The sequence below is a fragment of the Paenibacillus sp. FSL H7-0331 genome, assembly GCF_001956045.1.
Genome location: NZ_MRTH01000044.1, coordinates 1 through 22,826 on the forward strand (window position 1 = coordinate 1; position 22,826 = coordinate 22,826).

Annotated in this window: 27 protein-coding genes and 1 riboswitch; of the genes, 26 read left to right on the forward strand and 1 reads right to left on the reverse strand. The window is 45.2% G+C overall.

Features of this window, described 5'->3' with window-relative positions:
- Positions 1 to 986: 986 nt before the first annotated feature.
- From BK127_RS35440 to rsmI, 10 genes are all read left to right on the forward strand, one after another.
- The gene (locus BK127_RS35440; RefSeq protein WP_076237253.1) at positions 987 to 1,187 is read left to right on the forward strand and encodes a sigma factor G inhibitor Gin; all 201 of its coding nucleotides are present in this window, start codon (positions 987 to 989) and stop codon (positions 1,185 to 1,187) included.
- A 110-nt stretch (positions 1,188 to 1,297) separates the two neighbouring features.
- On the forward strand, positions 1,298 to 2,782 hold the full coding sequence (locus BK127_RS35445) for an aminotransferase class I/II-fold pyridoxal phosphate-dependent enzyme (protein WP_076237255.1): 1,485 nt from the start codon (positions 1,298 to 1,300) through the stop codon (positions 2,780 to 2,782).
- A gap of 196 nt (positions 2,783 to 2,978) precedes the next feature.
- Positions 2,979 to 3,611: a dTMP kinase gene (tmk, locus tag BK127_RS35450; protein ID WP_076237257.1), complete on the forward strand. Its 633-nt coding sequence runs from the start codon at positions 2,979 to 2,981 to the stop codon at positions 3,609 to 3,611.
- A 125-nt stretch (positions 3,612 to 3,736) separates the two neighbouring features.
- Positions 3,737 to 4,066, forward strand: a complete 330-nt coding sequence (locus tag BK127_RS35455) for a cyclic-di-AMP receptor (RefSeq protein WP_076237259.1) — start codon at positions 3,737 to 3,739, stop codon at positions 4,064 to 4,066.
- A gap of 21 nt (positions 4,067 to 4,087) precedes the next feature.
- A complete protein-coding gene (locus BK127_RS35460) occupies positions 4,088 to 4,534 on the forward strand; it encodes a YaaR family protein (RefSeq protein WP_076237261.1) in 447 nt (148 codons plus the stop codon).
- 61 nt (positions 4,535 to 4,595) lie between these two features.
- Complete coding sequence (holB, locus tag BK127_RS35465) at positions 4,596 to 5,573, forward strand: DNA polymerase III subunit delta' (protein ID WP_076237263.1); 978 nt, start codon at positions 4,596 to 4,598, stop codon at positions 5,571 to 5,573.
- A 1-nt stretch (position 5,574) separates the two neighbouring features.
- Positions 5,575 to 6,378 (forward strand): PSP1 domain-containing protein, encoded by an 804-nt coding sequence (locus tag BK127_RS35470; RefSeq protein WP_076237265.1) that lies wholly within the window; start codon positions 5,575 to 5,577, stop codon positions 6,376 to 6,378.
- A gap of 36 nt (positions 6,379 to 6,414) precedes the next feature.
- Positions 6,415 to 6,768: a DNA replication initiation control protein YabA gene (yabA, locus tag BK127_RS35475; RefSeq protein WP_076237267.1), complete on the forward strand. Its 354-nt coding sequence runs from the start codon at positions 6,415 to 6,417 to the stop codon at positions 6,766 to 6,768.
- A 98-nt stretch (positions 6,769 to 6,866) separates the two neighbouring features.
- Positions 6,867 to 7,637 carry a tRNA1(Val) (adenine(37)-N6)-methyltransferase gene (locus tag BK127_RS35480; RefSeq protein WP_076237269.1) on the forward strand — a complete coding sequence of 257 codons (771 nt, stop codon included), beginning with the start codon at positions 6,867 to 6,869 and terminating at the stop codon, positions 7,635 to 7,637.
- Between the two features lie 13 nt (positions 7,638 to 7,650).
- Positions 7,651 to 8,529, forward strand: a complete 879-nt coding sequence (rsmI, locus tag BK127_RS35485; RefSeq protein WP_076237271.1) for a 16S rRNA (cytidine(1402)-2'-O)-methyltransferase — start codon at positions 7,651 to 7,653, stop codon at positions 8,527 to 8,529.
- Positions 8,530 to 8,695: 166 nt separating this feature from the next.
- On the opposite strand, the gene BK127_RS35490 is transcribed toward rsmI, so the two are convergent.
- A complete protein-coding gene (locus BK127_RS35490) occupies positions 8,696 to 8,950 on the reverse strand; it encodes an AbrB/MazE/SpoVT family DNA-binding domain-containing protein (RefSeq protein ID WP_076237273.1) in 255 nt (84 codons plus the stop codon).
- A gap of 322 nt (positions 8,951 to 9,272) precedes the next feature.
- Here BK127_RS35490 and BK127_RS35495 point away from each other — a divergent pair, with 322 nt between their 5' ends.
- From BK127_RS35495 to fin, 16 genes are all read left to right on the forward strand, one after another.
- Complete coding sequence (locus BK127_RS35495) at positions 9,273 to 10,562, forward strand: HD domain-containing protein (RefSeq protein WP_076237275.1); 1,290 nt, start codon at positions 9,273 to 9,275, stop codon at positions 10,560 to 10,562.
- 23 nt (positions 10,563 to 10,585) lie between these two features.
- Positions 10,586 to 11,353, forward strand: coding sequence for a TatD family hydrolase (locus BK127_RS35500; RefSeq protein WP_076237277.1), 768 nt, complete (start codon positions 10,586 to 10,588; stop codon positions 11,351 to 11,353).
- 225 nt (positions 11,354 to 11,578) lie between these two features.
- Positions 11,579 to 11,786: riboswitch (cyclic di-AMP (ydaO/yuaA leader) on the forward strand.
- 341 nt (positions 11,787 to 12,127) lie between these two features.
- Positions 12,128 to 13,267 (forward strand): resuscitation-promoting factor, encoded by a 1,140-nt coding sequence (locus tag BK127_RS35505; RefSeq protein WP_076237279.1) that lies wholly within the window; start codon positions 12,128 to 12,130, stop codon positions 13,265 to 13,267.
- Between the two features lie 96 nt (positions 13,268 to 13,363).
- Positions 13,364 to 13,909 carry a ribonuclease M5 gene (gene rnmV / locus BK127_RS35510; RefSeq protein ID WP_076237281.1) on the forward strand — a complete coding sequence of 182 codons (546 nt, stop codon included), beginning with the start codon at positions 13,364 to 13,366 and terminating at the stop codon, positions 13,907 to 13,909.
- A gap of 3 nt (positions 13,910 to 13,912) precedes the next feature.
- The gene (rsmA, locus tag BK127_RS35515) at positions 13,913 to 14,815 is read left to right on the forward strand and encodes a 16S rRNA (adenine(1518)-N(6)/adenine(1519)-N(6))-dimethyltransferase RsmA (RefSeq protein ID WP_076237283.1); all 903 of its coding nucleotides are present in this window, start codon (positions 13,913 to 13,915) and stop codon (positions 14,813 to 14,815) included.
- A 78-nt stretch (positions 14,816 to 14,893) separates the two neighbouring features.
- Positions 14,894 to 15,751: a sporulation peptidase YabG gene (gene yabG, locus BK127_RS35520; protein WP_076237285.1), complete on the forward strand. Its 858-nt coding sequence runs from the start codon at positions 14,894 to 14,896 to the stop codon at positions 15,749 to 15,751.
- A 253-nt stretch (positions 15,752 to 16,004) separates the two neighbouring features.
- Entirely contained in the window at positions 16,005 to 16,277 is a 273-nt protein-coding gene (gene veg, locus BK127_RS35525; RefSeq protein WP_076237287.1) for a biofilm formation stimulator Veg, read from the forward strand.
- Positions 16,261 to 16,590: a small, acid-soluble spore protein, alpha/beta type gene (locus BK127_RS46125; protein WP_445667532.1), complete on the forward strand. Its 330-nt coding sequence runs from the start codon at positions 16,261 to 16,263 to the stop codon at positions 16,588 to 16,590. Before veg ends, BK127_RS46125 begins: the two co-directional genes overlap by 17 nt.
- Positions 16,591 to 16,707: 117 nt before the next feature.
- Positions 16,708 to 17,562, forward strand: a complete 855-nt coding sequence (gene ispE / locus BK127_RS35535) for a 4-(cytidine 5'-diphospho)-2-C-methyl-D-erythritol kinase (protein ID WP_076237289.1) — start codon at positions 16,708 to 16,710, stop codon at positions 17,560 to 17,562.
- A gap of 149 nt (positions 17,563 to 17,711) precedes the next feature.
- Positions 17,712 to 18,539 (forward strand): pur operon repressor, encoded by an 828-nt coding sequence (gene purR / locus BK127_RS35540; protein WP_076237291.1) that lies wholly within the window; start codon positions 17,712 to 17,714, stop codon positions 18,537 to 18,539.
- Between the two features lie 3 nt (positions 18,540 to 18,542).
- Positions 18,543 to 18,935 (forward strand): RidA family protein, encoded by a 393-nt coding sequence (locus tag BK127_RS35545; RefSeq protein WP_076237293.1) that lies wholly within the window; start codon positions 18,543 to 18,545, stop codon positions 18,933 to 18,935.
- Positions 18,936 to 19,058: 123 nt separating this feature from the next.
- Positions 19,059 to 19,352 (forward strand): septation regulator SpoVG, encoded by a 294-nt coding sequence (gene spoVG / locus BK127_RS35550; RefSeq protein ID WP_076237295.1) that lies wholly within the window; start codon positions 19,059 to 19,061, stop codon positions 19,350 to 19,352.
- Between the two features lie 100 nt (positions 19,353 to 19,452).
- The gene (glmU, locus tag BK127_RS35555) at positions 19,453 to 20,850 is read left to right on the forward strand and encodes a bifunctional UDP-N-acetylglucosamine diphosphorylase/glucosamine-1-phosphate N-acetyltransferase GlmU (protein ID WP_076237379.1); all 1,398 of its coding nucleotides are present in this window, start codon (positions 19,453 to 19,455) and stop codon (positions 20,848 to 20,850) included.
- A gap of 134 nt (positions 20,851 to 20,984) precedes the next feature.
- Positions 20,985 to 21,620 (forward strand): 50S ribosomal protein L25, encoded by a 636-nt coding sequence (locus BK127_RS35560; protein ID WP_076237297.1) that lies wholly within the window; start codon positions 20,985 to 20,987, stop codon positions 21,618 to 21,620.
- Between the two features lie 197 nt (positions 21,621 to 21,817).
- Entirely contained in the window at positions 21,818 to 22,378 is a 561-nt protein-coding gene (gene pth, locus BK127_RS35565) for an aminoacyl-tRNA hydrolase (protein ID WP_076237299.1), read from the forward strand.
- 64 nt (positions 22,379 to 22,442) lie between these two features.
- Positions 22,443 to 22,673 carry an anti-sigma-F factor Fin gene (fin, locus tag BK127_RS35570; RefSeq protein WP_076237301.1) on the forward strand — a complete coding sequence of 77 codons (231 nt, stop codon included), beginning with the start codon at positions 22,443 to 22,445 and terminating at the stop codon, positions 22,671 to 22,673.
- The last annotated feature ends 153 nt before the right edge of the window (positions 22,674 to 22,826 follow it).

Here is a 22,826-nt window from a genome sequence, read left to right on the forward strand (position 1 = left end):
GCGCCAATGGTACTTGAACCGCAGGGTTCTGGGAGAGTAGGACGTTGCCAAGCACAGTAAAATAGCCTTTTTGGATACTTATCCGAAAAGGCTATTTTTTATTGGCATAACGACCTTGCCGTTTGTATACATACAGAGCAGTCTGCATAGAAGGGCAAGGCCGTAAGGATAGGTATGTAACGTTGTTTGATGAATCTAAACGTAACCTAAGTGCAAACCAATATCCAAATTGCAATTTTTTATTGCGAGTAACATGAAGTATCTTTGTCATTGAGTTTTATAAATCCTCTGGAGGAATGCTTTCTCAGACGGAACAATATGATCAATCGCGGCAAAAAAATCCATAGATGAACGAAAAACAGACTTATCATATCTAATGGTGCCCATGGATAAAAGCATCCAATAATCATGATTGTCACCCAAAATACTTGCATTTGAAGTCCTCTGAATCTCTTTAAACCTATATGATTGGTCGGTGCTAAACCCAGCCAAGGCAAACGAAATCGGAATTGCCAATGCGTAAGTGGTCGTTTTTCCTTTAAAGTGATATGCAAGTAGATGAGTAGGGCGTGGAGTAGTGGAAGGAATGCTATTCCCAATAACATTGCATAGGGACGCAGATGGATTAACTCCCGGGCGAGCATGCTTACAAGGATGCCCCAGTAGATGAGATTGAGAATAGTGCTGTAATGAATTCTTTTGAGAAGTCGATAGTGGTATACGGTGGATTCTTTAGAAAGCTCTTGTTTATTCACGATAGCTTCACGCGTCCATTTCATAGAATTCGATTTCGTCTTTGAGTAGGGCATAGCTACAATAGTAGTGAAGATATGTATGCATATTGCATTTATATATATCGGCTGCAATGAATCAAATGTTAAGCTTTGGAACCTTGTATAAGCTATATTCATAATCATATAGTATCCCGAGTTTAAGTTAAGAGAATACGGACATACTGATAGAAAAGAAGAATAGAGGTGAGTCTAATGGGAAAGGTTATCAAGGAACTAGAGGAAGCCCAAGGCTGCATCATCTGTGGACAGACAAAGGAACACGGTATCATGATTATATCCGAATTTATTTGCGAAGATTGCGAACATGAGATGGTACAAACGGACGTCATGGATGCCAAATACCCTTTTTTTATCCGCCAAATGAAGCGAATTTTTTACAAAAAAAATGCATAAGCTCTTGTCCATGTATACAAAGCTCTCTTTCGACGTTAAAACGTTGGAGAGAGTCTTTTTGTTTGTTACAATAGAACTATACTTTCACATGCCGACTGGAGAAACAACTTATGACAATAGATAAGCACAGAGCCCCGTTATTCGAGAAATTAATGGGACATGCCGAACAATCCTATGTAAGCTTACACGTACCAGGGCATAAATCAGGGCAGGGCTTGGATCAGACTGCACGTCCTTACTATGAATCTATAATGCGTCTGGATTTAACGGAAATATCAGGTCTGGATGATTTGCATCATCCCGAGGAAGCGATTTTGGAAGCACAGCGATTGGCAGCAGATTGTTTTGGTGCAGAGGAAAGCTTTTTCCTCGTAAACGGAAGTACAGTGGGCAATCTGGCTATGATATTAAGTGTATGTCGCAGGGGGGACCTACTACTAATTCAAAGGGATGCCCATAAGTCGGTCATTCACGGCCTCATGCTCGCTGGTGCACGCGCAGTGTTTGTAAGCCCTGAAGTAGACCCGGTTACAGGAATGACGCGTGGGCTGCGTCTGGAAGCCATACAGGAGGCTCTTGAGAAGTATCCCGAAGCAAAAGGACTGCTGGTGACACGTCCCAGCTATTACGGTATGGCGCTGCCGCTGCAAGCTATCGCCCAACTGCTTCACGAGCACGGAAGACTGCTGCTTGTCGATGAAGCACATGGGGCGCACTTCGGCTTTCATCCCGCTCTGCCTCCATCTGCGCTCACCTGCGGGGCTGACGCGGTAGTCCAGTCAACGCACAAGCTGTTAACAGCCATGACCATGGGATCGATGCTTCATGTACAAGGCGAGCTCATAGATCGAAATGAATTAAAACGCTATTTGACTATGCTGCAAAGCTCCAGTCCGTCCTATCCGTTAATGGCTAGCCTGGATCTCAGTCGTCGACAGATGCATACAGAAGGCAGAGCATTGTTAGACAAAGCACTTACCGTTGTTGATAAATTTAACAAGGGTTTGGAATTACTTAGTGACTTTACGATACTTGAGCCTATTACGGATAATGAGATCATTTGCAAGGACCCCTTTAAGGTGACGATCAAAGATTCAAACCATCGGCTAAGCGGCTTTGATCTGAAGGATAAATTGGAGGCACAGGGCTGCTTTGTAGAGCTGGCTGACCCACAAGCTGTACTACTCGTATTTAGTCTGGCATCGACAGAGCAGGATGTGCTCAAAGTGCTGAAGGCGCTGAAGGCGATAAGCTTGGCAAATAACGAAAAAACAGTGGGAGACAACAGCATAGCAACATTACGCAGCTTTTCCTCTACAGTGATGCCTGGTTTATCCAAGCCTGTTTCTTTTGATGAATCCAACGTTCGCCAGAAAGGTGCGATTCAGGTTGCGCTGGAGGATGTGGAAGGGATGCATTCAGCTGAAATGGTAGTCCCTTATCCTCCCGGTATCCCAGTACTATGCCCAGGAGAGCTGATTTCTGCTGAAGTATTGCGTTATTTAATGCAACTGGTCGCTATGGGAGCAAGAATTCATGGGTTAATTGAGGGCGAGCAGCCCATGCTCTCGGTGTTAAGTAGTGCCAAATCTTAAGTGGTGCGATATTTTATTAAAATTGTGAGGTAATCATAAGGCAAACGATATATAATAGAAGAAACAGCTTTAAGTGTCTGTTCAAAAGTCGCCTTTCAACTCTGTGAAGTACAAGTTTTCGTAGAAAACTCGCTTCGGAGGCGGTGAAAAGGAGGATCGCAACAAGCTGTGATTACTAAGTATTGGAGTAAACACGATGTATAAAGGATTTTTCATTACAACTGAGGGTTGCGAGGGCGCAGGGAAGACTTCGATCATCCATTTGCTCACTAACCATCTATCTGCTTTAGGTTATGAAGTCATGACGTCTCGTGAGCCGGGAGGCATTCAAATTGCCGAACAAATCAGGGAGGTCCTTCTAGATACACAGAATACAAGGATGGACGGACGCACCGAGGCATTATTATACGCGGCAGCCAGAAGGCAGCATTTAGTCGAAAAAATTGTACCGGCACTGCAGGCAGGTAAAGTTGTCATCTGTGATCGGTTTATTGACAGCAGCTTAGCTTATCAGGGTCATGCCAGAGGTTTGGGTATTGATGAGGTACTGGGTATTAATCGATTTGCGATTGATCAGATTCTTCCCGATCTCACGATTTATCTAGACGTATATCCGGAAGTTGGACTTAAGCGGATTCATGCCAATGAGGAAAGGGAAATCAACAGACTCGATTTGGAGGAGCTGGCTTTCCATCAAAAAGTGCGTGAGGGTTACTTGATCCTGACGGAACGTTTTCCGGAAAGAATCGTGACGATAGATGCTAACGTGGAAATCGAGGCCGTCTTTAGGCAAGTGAAAGCGGCAATTACCCATTTTCTCCAAAAATAGTTCGTTTATCGCTCGTTTTCGATCGTTTTTAGCGTACAGCAGCACTTGTCATTGCAGGAATTGTACACATGGATGTCAAATTATTATAGAGTGGGAGAACATATTTCACGAGGAGGTTGATGCTAATGAAACTAGTTATTGCCGTTGTCCAGGATAAAGACAGCAATCGTCTTTCTAATGCGTTAATCAAGGAAGGGTTTCGTGCAACCAAATTGGCCAGTACGGGTGGGTTTTTGCGAGCAGGGAATACAACCTTTATGATCGGTATTGAAGACGAGCGCATTAGCGATGTGATGCAGGTGATTAAAGCCAATTGCAAGATTCGTGAGCAGATGGTTACTCCTGTGTCCCCTATGGGTGGAACGACCGATTCCTATATACCTTTCCCTGTAGAAGTACAGGTAGGCGGAGCTGCTGTATTCGTGCTTCCGGTTGAAAGATTCGAGCACTATTAAAGAAGGAAGGGTGGACGCGGAGTGAAAATTAATCCGGGCTGGCGACCTTTCGGTAAAGAAATTCAACGCATGGAAAATACAGCTTCCCAGCAGCTGCAGCAGAAGTCTTTCTCAGATATGATGCAGCAGCAAAATGAAGGAGCGAATCAGGAACAGCTTCAACGTATTTTGCAGGAGATACACATGCAGGGTGATCGTCTAAGCAAATCCATGACGGTACGTGAGCTGCGCCAGTATAAATTGCTCGTTATGAGGTTTTTGGAGGAAACGGTGCGTCGGGGTGTCCAACTGCGTGATACACGGGGTTGGGACCGACGGGGCCGCTCCAAACGCTATAAACTGCTGGAAGAGGTTGATCAAGAGCTGTTGACGCTTGCTGATGATATGCTGGAGAGCGAGCAGGGGCGGATCGACATCTTACACAAAATTGGCGAAATCCGGGGGATGCTGATTAACCTTGTCTTCTAAATGACAAGAAATGGTCCCATATTTAAATATTATAGAGTAGGAAAGGATTTTACAGACCGAGATGTCTATTGAGTCCATAGCTGGGCAGGAACGCGTCAAGCGCATATTGCAAAATAGTTTGCGGACGGATAAAGTGTCCCATGCCTATATTTTTACAGGTCAGCACGGAACAGGGCGGAGGCAGATGGCACTTGCTTTTGCTCAGGCCCTGTATTGCAAGGTGCTTCCCGATGATGCCTGTGGAGAATGTCTGGACTGCCGCAAGGTGGAGCATGGTAATCACCCAGACCTCCATTGGGTCAAACCTGACGGAGCATCGATCAAGATCGAGCAGATTCGTGAGCTGCAAAAGCAATTTGCGTATCGTGCAGGGGTTTCCGGCTTAAAGATGTACGTGCTGGAGAATGCCGATACGATGACCGTGCAGGCGGCGAACAGCTTGCTGAAATTTTTGGAAGAACCGACTTCTCGGGTAGTCGCGATCTTGATTACGGATAACGGGCAAGCGTTGCTGCCAACCATTCGTTCAAGAGCACAGTGGGTGCCGTTTGCTCCACTCAGCCGGGTGTTGATGATAGAAACGCTGCAAGCGGAGGGACATCCGTCCTTTTTGATCCAACCGGCCGTTCGTTTGGCGGCAGGAACTGAGGCGGCACGAGAGCTGATTCAAGGAAATGGGTTTGCAGAAATTAGAAACCTAGTGATACAATTAGCGAGGGAGAGCTTGACCCGACTACCGACATCGATGCTGACCGCACAACAGAAGCTGGCCAAATCGGAGTTAACCGATCAGCTTCCATTATTTATGGATATGCTCATTTTGTGGCTGAAGGATATGGTTCGATTAAGTCTGGGTGATCACAATGAGCTGGTTTTTACAGATCAAACCGAATGGATGGGCGGACAAGCCTTGAGTTACGATATGAAGCACTGGGTCCGCTGCATGGAGCAGGCGATCGAGCTGCAAAAAAGGCTTCGTTTCCATGCAAACCCGCAGCTGGTGCTTGAAAAAATGCTAATGCACTTGAAGGGGGTGTAACATGTACTCGGTTGTAGGTGTACGCTTTAAAAAGGCTGGGAAAATTTATTATTTTGATCCCATCGATCTTCCGGTCGATAAAGATAGTGCTGTGATTGTTGAAACGGCTCGTGGCATTGAATATGGAAAAGTCGTCATTGGTAAGCGCACGGTTAAAGAATCGGATGTGGTTTTACCGCTAAAAAAAGTAATACGGATAGCGGATTATACGGATGCGCAGCTGGTGGAAGACAATAAATCGGCAGCCAAAAATGCATTCGCGCTCTGTCAGGAAAAAATCAAGGATCATCAGTTGAAAATGAAACTGGTTGATGTTGAATATACATTTGATCGTAACAAGATCATCTTTTACTTTACAGCTGAAGGTAGAGTGGATTTCCGGGAGCTGGTAAAGGATTTGGCTGGTGTGTTCCGTACACGAATTGAACTCAGGCAGATAGGTGTTCGTGATGAGGCCAAAATGCTGGGGGGAATTGGTCCATGCGGACGAATCCTATGCTGTTCTTCCTTTCTGGGTGATTTTGAGCCGGTCTCGATTAAAATGGCGAAAGATCAAAACTTATCATTGAATCCAACGAAAATATCCGGGCTTTGCGGCCGGTTAATGTGCTGCTTGAAATATGAGCACGATAATTATGAGAGTGCCAAGGAAGATGTGCCGCGTGTGGGTAGTAATGTGATTACATCATTGGGCAGCGGACGCGTAGTTTCGCTGAACATGAACGAACGTACTGCAAAAATTCAAGTCTATGATTTGGGTAAAGTAATGGAGCTTTCTTTTGACGATGCGGTTGAGCAGCATTAATGGTAGTTCAAGTTCAAGCTTCCTTGAGGTGAACGCGTGGATAAAAGAAACGTATTTGTGCAAATAGAGCAGATAGAAGAACAAATGGGAACGATATACGGCGAGCTTGGTCAGATGAAGCGGCAAATAGTCGAGCTTCTTGAAGAAAATAAACGTCTGAGTATAGAAAATCAGCAGCTGCGCAAGCTGATGAAGATGGACACCTTACCGTCTGAGGTCATTGTGCCACAAGCGCCTATTACACCGGCACAGGCCAAAGAGCTTACAGGGGAAGGTTATGACAACCTGTCTCGACTGTACCAAGAAGGATTCCATATATGTAATGTGTATTATGGGCATTTGCGGACAGAAGGAGATTGCTTGTTCTGCTTATCTTTTCTTAATAAATAATCAGCATCGAAACGCGCATGCGATGAAGTGATAAACTGCAAATAAAACCGCCGTAGGGGAGCAAGCTTCTCTACGGTTTTTTTAGAAAGAGGAACGATATGGGAAAAGTATCTTTACATGCCAGTGAGCGGGTTGATGATCTGCTTACAAATGATTTGAAAATTATCCAGAGTGATGAGGTGTTCAGCTTTTCTCTGGATGCTGTATTACTGGGTCGCTTTTGCTATACGCCACCAAAGGGACGAATGATCGATTTATGTACAGGTAATGGTGTGATCCCCTTACTGCTAAGTACGCGAACCAAAGCCTCGATCGTAGCCATCGAAATACAAGAAAGACTCGCAGATATGGCCAAACGTAATGTGGAACTGAACGAACTGAAGCAGCAAATCCGTATTATTCATGGTGATTTGAAGGATGCCTGCACCGAACTGGGCCATGGGGCATTTGACGTTGTTACAGTCAATCCGCCATACTTGCCGATTCAGGACGGAGAGCAAAACAGGAATGAGCATTTTGCTGCTGCCCGGCATGAGGTGTTTTGCACGTTGGAGGATGTTGTCAGGGTCAGCAGTAAATTAGTGCGTGCCGGAGGGCGTGTCGCGATGGTTCATCGGCCAAGCCGGTTGGTAGAGATTTTTGGTATGATGCGGGCCTATAAGCTGGAGCCTAAGCGAATTCGCTTCGTTCATCCACGTGCGGGGGAAGAAGCCAACATGGTGTTGATTGAAGCGCATAAGGACGGCAAACCGGAGCTAAGGACGCTGCCGCCGCTGCTGGTATATAAGAATAAGACGGAATACTGTGAAGAGCTCATGGAGCTTTATTATGGCAAACGTGATGAACTAATCCAACAACCTGAGAACTGAAGAGGAAATCATAATGAATATTCAAAAAAGCTATGGACAAGAGAATGGATTAGGCAAGCTGTACCTGGTAGGAACCCCGATCGGTAATTTGGAGGATATGACCTTCCGAGCCATTCGTATATTGGGAGAGGTACAGTGGGTTGCTGCTGAGGATACACGACAAACGAGAAAGCTGATGACGCATTTCAACATCCCCACAAGGCTCGTCAGCTATCATGAGCATAATAAGCACGCCAGTGGGCCAGAATTGATTCGCTTGCTGGAAACGGGGGATTCTATCGCTCTGGTCAGTGATGCCGGATTGCCGGCGATCTGTGATCCAGGATCGGAATTGGTGAAGCAAGCGATTGAAGCGGGTATTGATGTAATTCCGATACCGGGTGCCAATGCGGCTTTATCGGCTTTGATTGTTTCTGGATTGTCGACAGAGCGATTCACGTTCCTGGGATTCCTGCCCCGTGACAAAAAATCCTTGCTTCAAGAACTTGAGCTACTGCAGCCTAAAAAGGAAACCCTTATCTTTTATGAATCCCCGCACCGGATTGTTAAGACGCTTGAGGCTATGCTAACGGTCTGGAATCCCGAACGTCAGGTCTGCTTGATGCGTGAAGTGACCAAGAAGTATGAGGAGGCTGCAAGAGGGACGATACGTGAATGCTGTGATTTCCTGAGCGAATATGAGCCCAAAGGTGAATATTGTATCATTGTTGAAGGCAGCACGGCTTCAGAGATGGCGTTGACTGTCGAATGGTGGGAATCGTACACCATCAAGGCACATGTCGAGCATTATGAATTGCAAGGCTCCGACCGTAAGGAAGCCATGAAACGTGCCGCCTCCGACCGTCAGATGCCCAAGAGAGAGTTGTATAACTTCCTACATAAAGAAGAATGAATCAAATGGCTTAAAACCACTCATAGTCGGCCTTCTACGGAATGGTCTTCTTTCCCAAAAAAAATCCCTGAGTCATAGTTGTCTATGATTCAGGGACAAGAGGAGATATGAAAAAGGTTAGAATTACCTAAGTAAGAATTGCTATCCTTATTATAAACTATTTTTCTTATTTTGTCACAGGTATTGGCATATCGGACAAACATTCGTGACAAATAATTTTACCTTTATAATAAGAAACATTTTCAGCGTTACCGCAAAAGATACAAGCAGGTTCATATTTTTTGAGCATGATGCGCTCGCCATCTACATAAATTTCCAAAGCGTCTTTTTCGCCGATACCCAAAGTTCTGCGAAGCTCGATAGGAATAACAACCCGACCCAATTCATCGACCTTTCTAACAATACCAGTTGATTTTAACATGTTATAAGTCCCCTCTCAGAAAAAAATAATCGTCATTATTCGACATAATTCTTATTTTCTATGATACCAACCATTCCCAAAATAGTCAACCTCAACTTGTCGATTTTTGACAATCATGATGTCGAATTTGTTCAAATTTGATTAAAAATTCATTCAAAATAGCTAAATTTTTCTTGAATTGATTTAATAAAGGCTTTACGAGGGGGATTTAGTCAGTTAAATATATGATAAAATTGGAAATATGAATATGATATTATTCGACAAATATACAGGTTTTTGTTTGTTTATGTCGAAAAATCGAAGAAAGTGCAGGTGAAGGATCATGACTCGTTCTCTTCAAGAAGAAAAAGTATTTAAGGACCCTGTTCACAAATATATTTATGTTCAGGATCAGACGATTTGGGATTTGATTAATACCAAGGAGTTTCAAAGGCTGCGCCGGATCAGGCAGCTTGGTACCTGCTTTGTAACTTTTCATGGGGCGGAGCACAGCCGGTTCTCACATTCGCTTGGCGTATATGAGGTGACTCGAAAAATCATCTCGCAATTTGAACGCAACCAGTATGAGGATTGGCCAAGGGAAGAAAGACTGCTCTCCTTATGCGCTGCTCTGCTTCACGATGTCGGGCATGGTCCCTTTTCCCATTCCATCGAAAAGACATTTGGCACCCACCATGAGGATTGGTCCTGCAGGATCGTGCTTGGCGATACCGAGGTCAATCGTGTCCTTAAACAGGTGTCACCCACCTTTCCAGAGCAAGTTGCTGGTGTTATTTGCAAAACCTACCACAAGGAAATTGTCGTCAGCCTCGTTTCCAGCCAGCTCGATGCTGATCGTATGGATTATTTGCTTCGTGATGCTTATTTTACAGGGGTCAATTATGGTACCTTCGATCTGGAACGTATATTAAGAATTATTCGCCCTTTTCAAGGCCATATTGTTGTCAAGGAGAGCGGGATGCATGCCGTCGAAGATTATTTGATGTCCCGCTACCAAATGTATTGGCAAGTCTACTTTCACCCGGTTACGCGAAGCGCTGAAATTATTTTGCAAAAGGTGTTCGGACGTGCCAAGCATCTGTATGAGGAAAATTACGAGTTCTCCTTTATGCTTCCGCCCCTATTAAGCTTATTCCGCAAAACGTTAACTGTGCAGGAATACCATATGCTGGACGAGGCGTTCATGCAGACTGTGTTGGCACAATGGTCAACCGAGCAGGATCCGATTTTGTCGGATTTATGCTCACGGTTTCTAAATCGCCGATTGTATAAGTATGTGAAGCTTGAGCAATTGGATATCAAGCAATTGGAAAAATTACGTGTTGTGATGCAGGATGCAGGCATGGATCCGACATTTTACATGGAAATTGATTTTCCCTCGGATCTTTCGTATGATGTGTACCGTCCGGGTGAGCACGATGAAAACTTGCCGATATTGCTGCTTGATCAGCATGATCAATTAACTGAAATTTCACAGAAGTCAGAAATTATCCGCTCAATCAGCGGCATTCATAAAGGGCAATACCATTTATATTTCCCTGAGGAGCTGCTGCAGGTTGATCGTAGCACCATCCCGACCGAGCTCAGAAACCTGCTGGATGCGGAAGACTAACTATAGAAGGAGACATAACCATTATGCTAACCGACACTCATGTACATTTAAATGCGCCCCAGTTCGATGAAGATCGACACGAGGTCATACAGCGCGCGTTAGAGAACGGAATCAGTCGAATGATCAATGTCGGATTTAATAGAGAAACGATTCCAAGCTCGATCGCTTTGGCTGAGCAATATGATTGTATTTATTCGACTGTGGGCTGGCATCCGCAAGATGCCAAAGATATGACGCCTGAAGATCTGGAATGGATCGAACAGCTCTGCAGCCATCCCAAAGTTGTCGCTATTGGAGAAATCGGACTTGACTATTATTGGGATACATCTCCCAAGGATGTTCAAGACAAGGTGTTCCGTCAACAAATTCGGCTCGCCCGCAAGCTGGGTATGCCCATAGCCATTCATAACCGTGATGCTCACCATGATATTATTCAGGTACTGCGTGAGGAGAAGGCAGCCGAGGTCGGCGGCGTGATGCATTGCTTCTCTGGCAGCTGGGAAACGGCGAAGCAATGTCTGGATATGAATTTTTATATTTCCTTTGGAGGACCTGTGACCTTTAAGAATGCGAAGCAGCCAAAAGAAGTGCTGGACAAGGTACCTCTGGATCGATTGTTGATCGAAACGGATGCCCCTTATTTAACGCCTCACCCTTACCGCGGCAAGCGGAATGAGACTGCTTATGTGAAATTAGTCGCAGAAACTGCTGCTCAAATTAAAGGCCTTACACTTGAGCAAATTGCTCAAATTACAACCCAAAATGCCATTACATTATTCGATCTAAAATGAATCATTTTTGGGTGTAGAGAAGCTTTGTTTTTCTCGCTCTAGGGGATATCGCAAGTAAATATACACAGGCATAATGAAAATGAGAGATAAATAGGGTTTTTATCGGTAAAAACCTGAATTATGACCTAATTCAATTGAAATTCACCGTTTTTTGCCCTGTTTGTATACTTTACAAGTTCACACCGGAGAGCGTAAACTCAATATTAACTTAATACGATTACCAATTTTCCATTTTCGCTGAGTTTCCTAATGGGAAACGGGGGAACCAAAAAGTGATTTGCTCATTGCAATCAATGGGGCAAAAGTCACGATTTCTGGGGTGAATCTTTCGGATAGAATCACGTGTTTACGTGTATACGATTCAATCCAAAGTAGGGCGACTCTCAAGTCCGAATCCGTCAGCTAACCTCGTAAGCGTTAAGAGAGAGGTAACGATTGTCGTGTACTTTATTTCATCATGCCGGTGAAATAATATAAGAGTCACGGGAAGAGTCCTCTTCTCCGCTGACTTTTTTTGTGTTCTCCCGTCATTATAGCAGGGGTTCCGAAACAGGCCGACATCTTACACTGGGAGGTGTTGAACGCACTCAGAAAGAACGATATGGAACGTAGATTGCAGCCCTTTAGTTTCTAGACAAACGCGCCTCGATCTTGAATGGAGAAGCCGAAGCCGTTTATCCTCGTTTAACGAAAGATTGCAAAACCTAAACCATAGTCGCGTCAGATGAATCATGTGATACACTCGACGGCGGGGCTTTAAGGAGGACCGAATAAGTGGGAGCTATTGAGTATGAGCAACCCCATGTAAGACGATCATCCAGCATGTCCTTCGCATTGCGATGGAAGCATGAAAACTTGCGTTTGATTTCGATCGTTTCACTGATTTCAATCGCTATCGCTTTCATGTTTTTAATGATGTTATACGGCACGGCTACCAAGCGGGTATCTGTGGTTGTCAATGGACAAGAATCAGTTGTGTATACGAAGCAATGGATTCTGCAACGTTTACTGGATGAACAGGGGATTTCTATTGGAGAGCATGATCGTCTCTCCGCATCGCTGGATGCAAAGGTGAATACGGGCGACCGGATTGCCATTGACCATGCGAAACCGTTACAGCTTACAGCTGACGGAGAAGTAAAAACCTTCTACACAGTGGCCAAAACTGTAGGAAGTGCTTTGCAGGAATTTCAAGTCTCGATCGGAGAGCTTGATAAGGTAAGTCCTGCGCTTGACACCGAATTATCTGAAACCGGTGTAGTTCAAATTGTTCGCGTTAAGAAAGAAAAAGAAGAGTTCTCGGAAAAGATAGCCTTTGATGTTGAGAAGCAAAGCGATGCGCAGCTCCCTAAAGGCAAGGAACAGATTGTACAAGAGGGTCAAGAGGGCGTAATTGTAAAAACAAAAGAGAAGTTGTTTGAGGATGGAAAGCTGGTATCAGAAGCAGTAGTGGATGAAAAGGTTCAATCCGAGCGTGTTAACAAAATTGTGGCAATAGGTACAAAAAATCCGGTTACGGTCTTATCTGCTTCTTCACCGAGCATTCAGGAATTATCCAAGAGTGGTTTGAAATTTAACGTAAAACAGGTTATAAATAATGTGACCCTGACTGCTTATTCAGCTGGTGTATCATCGACTGGCAAGAGCAGCGAGCACCCGCAATATGGGCTCACTGCGACAGGTACGAGAGTAATGGAAGGTCGAACGATTGCGGTGGATCCCACAGTGATTCCACTTGGCTGGTGGATATATATAGACGGGCTTGGATTCCGCAGAGCAGAGGATATTGGTAGTGCAGTCAAGGGGAACAAAATCGATGTTTATTTTGATAGCAACGATTATGCGAACCGCTTTGGCATGAAGCGAGGAAATACTATCTATGTAATCGGACCAAACAAGCCAACGTCAGACTAACAGTCGGCAATTGGGGCAGACTCATCATATATAGCATTACAGGAAGAGAAGAGGAATCCCTCTTCTTTTTTCTGCTTTGAAAGGTAAGGTGCAGGTGTGATTAAAGAAATGATTGTGGTAGAGGGGAAAGACGATACAACGGCAATCAAACGCGCTGTTGATGCCGAAACGATCGAGACCGGAGGTTCTGCGATTAACAAGGAAATTATCCGGCGGATCAAGCTGGCACAGCAGCGACGGGGAGTCATTGTGTTTACCGATCCTGACCACGCGGGGGAACGAATTCGCAAAATTATTACAGCCCAGGTTCCGGGATGCAAGCACGCCTTTATAACGCGAGAGGATGCGACCAGCAAAGGGGATATAGGAGTCGAGAATGCGTCGGTCGATACGATACGGAAAGCGCTAGAGAACGTGCGTACCGATTATGAGGCGGCGGAGTCGGATATTACACTGGAGGACCTGATAGCAGCGGGACTCATCGTTCATCCCCAAGCAGCGGCGAGACGCATGGAGATGGGCAAGCGGCTTGGCATAGGCTACTGCAATGGCAAACAGTTTTACAACCGCTGTCGGATGTTTCGAATCACACGTGAAGAATTTGCAGCTGCCTGGCAGCAACTTGAACAAGAAGAGGGCTGAAGGATGGATACGAACCAACGGACAGAGCAAGAGGATATTGCCTCACCCAAAAGAACAAATGATTTGCTGAAAAAACATAGCCTTGTATTAAAAAAGAGCTTAGGTCAGAATTTTTTGGTGGACCCTAACATTCTACATAAGATCGTAAGTTCGGCAGATCTGGATGTAAATAAAGGTGTATTGGAGATCGGTCCTGGTGTCGGAGCTTTGACTCAACAGCTTGCCAAGAAAGCGGGTAAGGTTGTCGCTATCGAGATTGATCAAAGACTGCTCCCATTGCTCACGGAAACCTTGGCCGGGTACGCTCATGCGAGCGTTATTCATGGCGATATATTGAAGGTCGACCTGCAGGCCTTATTTCAAGAACAGTTTAAGGACTTTGCACAAGTAAGTGTTGTGGCCAATCTTCCTTATTACATCACAACGCCGATTATCATGAAGCTGCTGGAAGAGAAGCTACCTCTCGAGTATATCGTCGTCATGATTCAAAAGGAGGTAGCCAGTCGGATGTCAGCCAAACCAGGTGGCAAGGAATATGGAAGCCTGAGTATAGCTGTTCAGTACTACTGCGAGCCTGAGGTAGTCACGATTGTTCCCAAAACCGTGTTTATCCCTCAACCGAACGTAGATTCAGCTGTTATCAGACTGAAAGTGCGTCAGAAGCCGGCTGTCGAGGTCGAGGATGAGGCTTTCTTTTTTGAGGTGGTCCAGGCATCGTTCGTTCAACGCAGGAAAACCATCTATAACAATCTGGCAGTCCGCTATTTCACAAAAGAAACCAAGGGGCAGCTGGAGGCTATATTGCTGGAGGCTGGCATTGACCCTGTGAGACGCGGTGAAACGCTGTCTATGGAGGAGTATGCCCGTTTAAGCAGTTGTTTGTCCAAGGCACTGGGCAGAGCGTAAATCGCCTGTATGGTGACCCTGCTCGGTATTCACCAATGGCTAAGGAGCGCCATAAGATACACGAGGAGGCGATTGCCCATGAAACAGGGAGATCTGGTTACTCGTAGATCTTATGATAATGATATTGTGTTTAAAATTCAGGACGTTATACAGCGGCAGGCTCTCCTAAGAGGAGTGGATTATCGTTTGCTTGCTGATGCGCCTCTGAGTGACCTGCTAAGTGCCCCACAGCTGGATTCATATCCGCCCGCAAGTAGAGTGCATCCCCCTTGGATGGACATGATTCGCAGTAATGAGGTTCAACAAATGTTATTGCCTTCAATGGATTCACATGGGGCGAAGGCAGCGCCTAATGAGAGCATAGCTATGAGATATTTTGAAATACCGGGCAAAGTGCTGCATTTGGACGGAGATCCCGCTTACTTACGAAAATGCATGAACCTGTATGGTGAGCTCAGGGTGCCAGCAGAAGGCTTTTATGTGTCCGAGATCAAGATGGCTGAGGCCTTGTATCGCTTACTGCCGCAAACGAAGCCGGATATTCTCGTCATTACAGGTCATGATGGCATTCTCAAAAATCGCAGAAGTGATATGAACCAGCTGGGTAGCTACAAAAACTCTTATCATTTCGTTCAGGCGGTCAAGGTGGCCAGACAATATGAGAAAAACAAGGATGAGTTGACCATTATTGCCGGGGCCTGTCAATCCCATTTTGAAGCGCTGCTGCAGGCAGGTGCAAATTATGCCAGCTCACCGGCCCGTGTGCTTATTCATGCGCTAGATCCGCTCTGTGTGGCAGCTAAGGTTGCCTTTACCCCGATTCGTGATACTGTTAATGTGGCAGGTGTTATAGGCTTGACCCATAGCGGCTTTGAGGGAATGGGCGGCATTGAGTCGCGCGGCAGCTTTCGCAGAGGAGTTCCTCAATTTCAATAGGACGGTTGAACAGAACGCCTTAGGGCGTTTTTTCTTTGGGCAATTATTTGGAGTAACCATACAGAATAGTGTCTTCCAATACAATTTTGACATTTCTGTGAACGGTATTAAACTTTTATTCACCTAAAATTGACTCATTTAAGCAAAAATGCCGTTGACAATAGCTTTGGACCACTGCTATAATATTTAACCCTCATTTGACATAACCCCTCTAATGCGGTATACTTTAGTAAGAAAGAGGTGGAGTGGTCAAATGGCTAAAAATGCGCTGTTGGATATCAAACGCAGTTTGGAACCTCATGTCGGACAAAAAATCATGTTAAGAGCAAATGGTGGTCGCCGTAAAACGATTGAACGTTCCGGTGTGTTAGAAGAAACCTACCCATCTGTTTTTATTGTGAAGCTTGATCAGGAACAAAATGCCTTTAAACGTGTTTCTTACAGTTATGCAGACATACTCACTGAATCCGTTGAGGTTACGGTGTGTCAGGCTGATGGAGAACTACGGATTGCTATACATCAATAATTACAAAAACAGCATGCCCATGGCGGGTGTGCTGTTTTTTGTTACAGCGGATCGTATGAGAGCGGGGCAACGCGGGGATACTACAACCATCTTACCGAAAGGAAGGGTTCGTATGTCACGCAGAGGCCGAAGCCGTGGAGTTATGTCTGAAGGGTTTAAGTACGAGCTTGCAAAGGACTTAGGATTTTATGAAACCGTACAGCGAGAAGGCTGGGGCGGTATACGTACTAAGGACGCAGGAAATATGGTGAAAAGGGCGATTCAGATTGCAGAGCAGGCTTTAAAGCAGCAATCACAGCCTCCATTCAGGTGATCTCACAGCGATTCTATCCAGGCTGAAGCATGCATTAAGCGGCTTTAGCTTTTTTTTGTTCGTTTTTTGGTATAGTATAAACATATAGAAGCATAGAGCCGCAAAGAAGGTGTCGTAATGAAGGTTTTTGAGAAGGCTCCGGCCAAAATTAATTTATTACTGGATGTTTTGCGCAAGCGCGAGGATGGATATCATGAGGTTGAAATGATTATGACGATGGTCGATCTGTCCGACAGAATAGAGATGCAGGAACTGCCTCGCGACACGATTATCATTTCCAGTCAAGCCGGCTACATACCGCTGGACGAGAAGAATTTGGCGTTTCAAGCGGCTCGGTTGATTAAGGACCGTTATGATGTGAAGCAAGGTGTTTACATACATTTGGATAAAAAGATACCGGTAGCTGCGGGCTTGGCAGGGGGCAGCAGCGATGCGGCAGCCACTCTGCGTGGATTGAACAGATTGTGGAAATTAAACATTCCTGCTGAGGAGATGCAGGTTCTGGGAGCTGAGTTGGGCTCGGACGTGCCTTTTTGTGTAACGGGAGGGACAGCGATCGCTCGCGGACGTGGAGAGAAGCTGGAGCCTATCGAGGCGCCTCCGCAATGCTGGGTTGTGCTGGCGAAGCCTCCGATCAATGTATCGACCTCCGAGATCTACGGAAAGCTGCGTGCCAATCAGATTGCCAACCATCCTTCAGCGTCTGATGTTCTGGAGGCAATTCGGTTAAAGCGGTTTGATTTATTATGTGAGCGGTTGGGCAACGTGCTGGAAGAGGTTACACTGGATCTTTATCCCGAGGTTAGGCAGCTGAAGGAGTGCATGGTCAGATTGGGTGCCGATGGCGTATTGATGTCGGGCAGCGGTCCGACCGTATTCGGACTGGTCTCGAGGGAAGCGAAAGTGGCGAGAATATACAATGGGCTGCGGGGATTTTGCAAGGATGTGTATGCGGTTCGTCTTTTGACCTGATTAGGGGGAAAGCTATCTGCAGAAATGATGAAATGTTAGTTCTATGTTAGAATAATTTTCATGGACATCTTGAATAAATACGTATAAAAATGGTATATTCTCATTATAATATTCGGATTTTAATGAATTTTACCATGAGGGGGTGCACTATGAAAAAAATGAAAAGAAGTGCAAGGTTGGTCGAAATGACGCAATACTTGCTTTTTCGCCCCCATACACTGATTCCTTTAACTACATTTGCCGATAGGTACAATTCAGCAAAGTCTTCAATCAGTGAGGATTTGGCGATCATTAAGGAAGTGTTTGAGGAGGAGCGACTTGGCGATCTGCAAACGCTGGCTGGAGCGGCCGGAGGGGTGAAATTTATCCCTAAGGTTTCGAAAGCGTACTCTTTGCAATTTATCCAAGGGATATGCCGACAATTGGAGCAGCCGGAACGTATCCTGCCTGGTGGGTACATGTATATGTCCGATATCATGGGGCAGCCGCTTATTTTAAATGAGGTTGGCAAAATGTTTGCGACAGCATTTGCTGCGAAAGATATTGATGTGGTGATGACCGTTGAAACGAAGGGAATACCGCTTGCTTATGCAACAGCGACATTTTTGAATTTACCTGTCGTTATCGTACGACGTGATAATAAGGTGACTGAAGGATCGGCAGTGAGTATTAACTATGTTTCTGGCTCCAATAAACGGATTCAGACGATGTCCTTGTCGCGTCGGGCGATGAAGGAAGAGTCGCGCGTGTTGATTATAGATGATTTTATGCGTGTGGGCGGTACGGTTCATGGCATGATGGATTTATTGCAGGAGTTTAAAGCGACAGTTAAAGGCGTAGGGGTGTTCGTTGAATCCGGTGAGGTGGAAGAGCATCTGGTAGAGGACTATATTTCACTGGCCAAGCTGTCAGGTGTAGATCCGCGGACGAAGCATATAACGGTAGAACCTGGAAACTATTTTTCTGATGGAGAGTGACTTATGACGATATCTTTGAATACAATTGCGACCGATAAAGCACCAGCGGCCATTGGGCCTTATTCACAAGCTGTTCAATTTGGCAATCTATTGTTTACATCCGGACAAATTCCGCTTGGACTTGATGGACAAGTGGTTGAGGGTGGAATCGAAGAGCAGACCCATCAAGTATTTCGCAATCTGGAGGCCGTACTGGTTGAAGGTGGAGCGAGTTTCGATACGGTGATCAAGGCAACCGTTTTCTTAAAGGATATGAATCAGTTTGCAAAGGTGAACGAAATCTACGCAACCTACTTTGGAGCACATAAGCCATCCCGCTCTACGGTGGAAGTAGCCCGTTTACCAAGGGATGTTTTTGTCGAAATAGAACTGATAGCGGCGAGAATTGTCGAATAATTTTTAATTAAATAATTATTTAAAAAAATAGTTAAAATGTTACAAAAAAAAGAAGGATTTAGCACCAAAATGTGGAATTTAAACACCAAGTCTTCTCAAGATGTGAAAAGGTGGTGAACACTAGTGCAAATTACAGACGTAAGACTCCGTCGGGTTAACTCCGAGGGAAGAATGAAAGCCATCGCTTCCATTACCATAGATAACGAATTTGTCGTTCATGACATAAGAGTTATTGACGGGAATAACGGGATGTTCGTGGCGATGCCCAGCAAGCGAACACCGGATGGAGAGTTTAGAGATATCGCTCATCCGATTTCTTCAACTACACGCGAAAAAATCCAAGCTGCTGTTCTGGCAGAATACGATTTGGCCGCGTCTGAAACAGAAGAAGAAGCCGTTATCGTTGAAGGAGCATAATACGTATTCCGGGGAGCCTTTCGAGGCTCTCTTTTCTTTTGGTACATATTCATATAAAATTGAAGGCAAAACATGTTCAGGGGAAATGGAGTTGACGGATTTGAGTATTATGGGGATTGTACTTGCAGCTGGGCAAGGTAAGCGGATGAAATCTAAATTATATAAGGTACTTCACAAGGTATGCGGCAAGCCAATGGTGGGCCATGTGGTCAGTGCCCTGGAGCAGATAGATGCAAAACGGAAGGTCGTTGTTGTCGGACATGGAGCCGATTCCGTAAAATCATACTTGGGTGAACGTGTTGAGTATGCGATGCAGGAGCAGCAGCTCGGTACCGGGCACGCTGTTCTTCAGGCAAAGGCACTACTGGGCGAAGAAGACGGGCTCACAGTCGTTCTGTATGGAGATACGCCGCTAATTACGAATGCGTCCTTACTGGATATGATCAAGCTGCATCAGGAAACAGGTGCGGCGGCAACAGTAATGACCGCGATCATGGAAGATCCTACAGGTCTGGGAAGAATTATTCGCGATTCCAGCGGCAGACTCTCAAGCATTGTCGAGCAGAAGGACTGTAATGATCAGGAGCGGGCTATTAAAGAAATTAATTCAGGCATGTATTGCTTTACGAACCGCAAGCTTTTTGATGCGTTGAATAAAGTAACGAATCAAAACGCGCAAGGGGAATATTATTTAACGGATGTTATTGGTATTTTGGTCGGCGATAATGAAATCGTTCAGGCTTACTGTACCCATGACGCTATGGAAACACTGGGTGTGAATGATAAGGTGCAGTTGTCTGAAGCCGAGCGGATCATGCGTGCGCGAATTAACAACAAACATATGCTAGCCGGGGTTACATTGCTGGATCCGTTAACCACCTATATCGAGACAGATGTACAAATCGGTGCCGATACGATTGTGGCGCCAGGCAGTGTTATTCGAGGCAATACGGTGATCGGAGAGGATTGCTACATTGGCCCACAAGCTGATATTACGGATAGTACGATAGCTGACGGTGTTCAGGTCAAGTATGCAGTGCTGTCGGAGGCTGAGGTGGGGAACGCAACGGCAATTGGACCTTATGCTTACTTGCGTCCGGGTGCGAAGCTGGGATCGAATGTGAAGATCGGCGATTTTGTAGAGATCAAGAATGCGACCTTGGCTGATGACGTTAAAGTTTCCCATCTGAGCTATATTGGGGATGCCATCGTGGGGAAAAATGTGAATTTTGGCTGCGGCGCGATCACGGTTAACTATGATGGATTCAATAAACAATTGACTGAGGTCGGCGAGGATGCCTTTATCGGAAGCAACGTGAACTTGATCGCTCCACTGAAAATCGGCAAGGGTGCCTATGTCGTAGCTGGCTCAACAATTACACACGACGTGGAGCCCAACGATGTTGCTATTGCGCGTGAACGTCAGGTCAACAAAGCAGGCTATGCAGCCAAGCTGAGAAGCAAATTCAGTGAGAAGAAGCAGCAGACCAAATCCTGAGTAAACGATGATACACAATTGTTAGCATGTGTGTTGTTGGGATGGAATCGACAACGGGTGTTTGATTTTCTTTGATTTGGGGTAATGTAATAGCATATCCGCAAAATCATCGAAATTTGAAGGGGGCACAACCCGTGGTATTAGCATTGAAAGCAGAAGCACGGAGAGGTACAACCAAGTCTGAGCGCAAGGGATTGCGGTCAAATGGAAAAATTCCCGGTGTTATATACGGCTCGAACATTACAAGTCAGGCTATAGCGATAGAAGAAAAGCAATTATTGGCGTTGCTTCGTTCTCACCCTAATGCGATTGTTGAAATGGACGTGCCTGAATTAGGCAAACAGTCTGTGATGATCAACGAAGTTCAACGCGATCCGATTTCTAGATTTGTGACCCATGTTGATTTTCATCAAATCAATATGAATGAGCCAGTTACAGCAACCGTTCGTCTGGATTTCCATGGCGACTCGATTGGTGTGAGAGAAGGCGGTATTCTGCAAATCCAGCATCATGAAATTTCGATTCGTTGTTTACCCGATGACCTTCCGGAATCCATAGTAGTGGATATCAGTGAATTGGAAGTGGGCAAAAACATTTTGGTGTCCGAGCTGAAGCTATCGAATAAGCTGGAGATCAAAACCGACGAGCATGATGTACTCGTATCCATTCTGGCTCCTCAGAAAGCAGAGGAAGAAGTGGAAGCAGATACCACTGAGGCGTCTGGCGCTGCTGCCGAGGCTGCGGATTCCAAAGCTGAGGATGATAAGTAATCGATTGTAACCATCGTTAAATTGAGAAGCGTATCGAATCGTTATTCGATGCGCTTTTTTTGCACTCTTTTCCAGAGAGGCTAAGATGTTTTTATAAAAGGACAAGCTGGCACGCTGCAAAATGTAGTTCGATTTGTGGTATGATATATATAAGATATTTGGAAAGCTTGGCAGTCTGGAAGGGGCGCATAACAAGAGTGAAGTGGATTGTAGGTTTGGGTAATCCGGGCACTCCCTATCAATCGACCCGTCATAATATAGGTTTTATGGCCGTGGATCGTTTTGCGGAAAAGCACGGAATCAAAGTAACACAAAGCAAATGCAAGGCACTGCTTGGTGAAGGCAATGTGAACGGTACAAAGGTATATTTGATCAAGCCGATGACGTATATGAATTTGTCTGGCGAATCGATACGGGCATTTATGGATTTTTTTAAAGCACCGATTGAGGATTTTATCGTCATTTATGATGATCTGGATACTCCATTTGGGCAAATCAGGCTTCGTTATCAAGGAAGTGCCGGTGGGCACAACGGGATTAAATCGACGATTCAGCATTTGGGAACCCAGTCCTTTAACCGGATTCGGATGGGAATTAATCGCCCTTTACCGGGCTATAATATTGCAGATTATGTACTGTCTTCTTTTTCCAAGGAAGAGGTCAAATCGATGCCTCAGCTGCTGGATACGACCTGTGAGGCTATGGAGTACACTTTAGGAAATCCTTTTGAAAAAACGATGGCCAAGTTTAACGTATAGTCGGTGTGATGAAGGCTAGCATTTTCCTTTTTGGGTCATAATGAATGAAAAGGAGGTGTTCGCTTTGACCGTTACTTATATTTGCCGTCACTGCCAAACATTAATTGGAGAACTGCCCCAGCAGCAGGTGAATGAACAGTTGTTGGGTTTCCATTTCTTGACCCCTGAGGAGCGTCAGAGTATAATATCGTATAGCCCGAATGGTGATGTCAAGGTCAAAGTAATTTGTGATTATTGTAAAGAGGCTTTGGACAGCAATCCGGAGTTATCTTTGATAGTGAGTCCATTGCAGTAATTGACCTGGATTCAAGATCCACACGACAAACAAATGTAGTTGATACCGGCCTAGGCTTGAAAGTCTAGGCTTTTTTCAAATATCAGAACGATGTCTCGTGCCATGCTCAGGGCAATGATGAAGGACTTAAAGATTTCACATATGGCTTATCAA

Bases quoted from the DNA above. Each gene is read 5' to 3' on its own strand.
- BK127_RS35440 (WP_076237253.1), top strand. From the start codon at position 987: ATGGGAAAGGTTATCAAGGAACTAGAGGAAGCCCAAGGCTGCATCATC.
- BK127_RS35445 (WP_076237255.1), top strand. From the start codon at position 1,298: ATGACAATAGATAAGCACAGAGCCCCGTTATTCGAGAAATTAATGGGA.
- tmk (WP_076237257.1), top strand. From the start codon at position 2,979: ATGTATAAAGGATTTTTCATTACAACTGAGGGTTGCGAGGGCGCAGGG.
- BK127_RS35455 (WP_076237259.1), top strand. From the start codon at position 3,737: ATGAAACTAGTTATTGCCGTTGTCCAGGATAAAGACAGCAATCGTCTT.
- holB (WP_076237263.1), top strand. From the start codon at position 4,596: ATGTCTATTGAGTCCATAGCTGGGCAGGAACGCGTCAAGCGCATATTG.
- BK127_RS35470 (WP_076237265.1), top strand. From the start codon at position 5,575: ATGTACTCGGTTGTAGGTGTACGCTTTAAAAAGGCTGGGAAAATTTAT.
- BK127_RS35480 (WP_076237269.1), top strand. From the start codon at position 6,867: ATGGGAAAAGTATCTTTACATGCCAGTGAGCGGGTTGATGATCTGCTT.
- rsmI (WP_076237271.1), top strand. From the start codon at position 7,651: ATGAATATTCAAAAAAGCTATGGACAAGAGAATGGATTAGGCAAGCTG.
- BK127_RS35490 (WP_076237273.1), bottom strand. From the start codon at position 8,950: ATGTTAAAATCAACTGGTATTGTTAGAAAGGTCGATGAATTGGGTCGG.
- BK127_RS35495 (WP_076237275.1), top strand. From the start codon at position 9,273: ATGACTCGTTCTCTTCAAGAAGAAAAAGTATTTAAGGACCCTGTTCAC.
- BK127_RS35500 (WP_076237277.1), top strand. From the start codon at position 10,586: ATGCTAACCGACACTCATGTACATTTAAATGCGCCCCAGTTCGATGAA.
- rsmA (WP_076237283.1), top strand. From the start codon at position 13,913: ATGGATACGAACCAACGGACAGAGCAAGAGGATATTGCCTCACCCAAA.
- yabG (WP_076237285.1), top strand. From the start codon at position 14,894: ATGAAACAGGGAGATCTGGTTACTCGTAGATCTTATGATAATGATATT.
- veg (WP_076237287.1), top strand. From the start codon at position 16,005: ATGGCTAAAAATGCGCTGTTGGATATCAAACGCAGTTTGGAACCTCAT.
- ispE (WP_076237289.1), top strand. From the start codon at position 16,708: ATGAAGGTTTTTGAGAAGGCTCCGGCCAAAATTAATTTATTACTGGAT.
- purR (WP_076237291.1), top strand. From the start codon at position 17,712: ATGAAAAAAATGAAAAGAAGTGCAAGGTTGGTCGAAATGACGCAATAC.
- BK127_RS35545 (WP_076237293.1), top strand. From the start codon at position 18,543: ATGACGATATCTTTGAATACAATTGCGACCGATAAAGCACCAGCGGCC.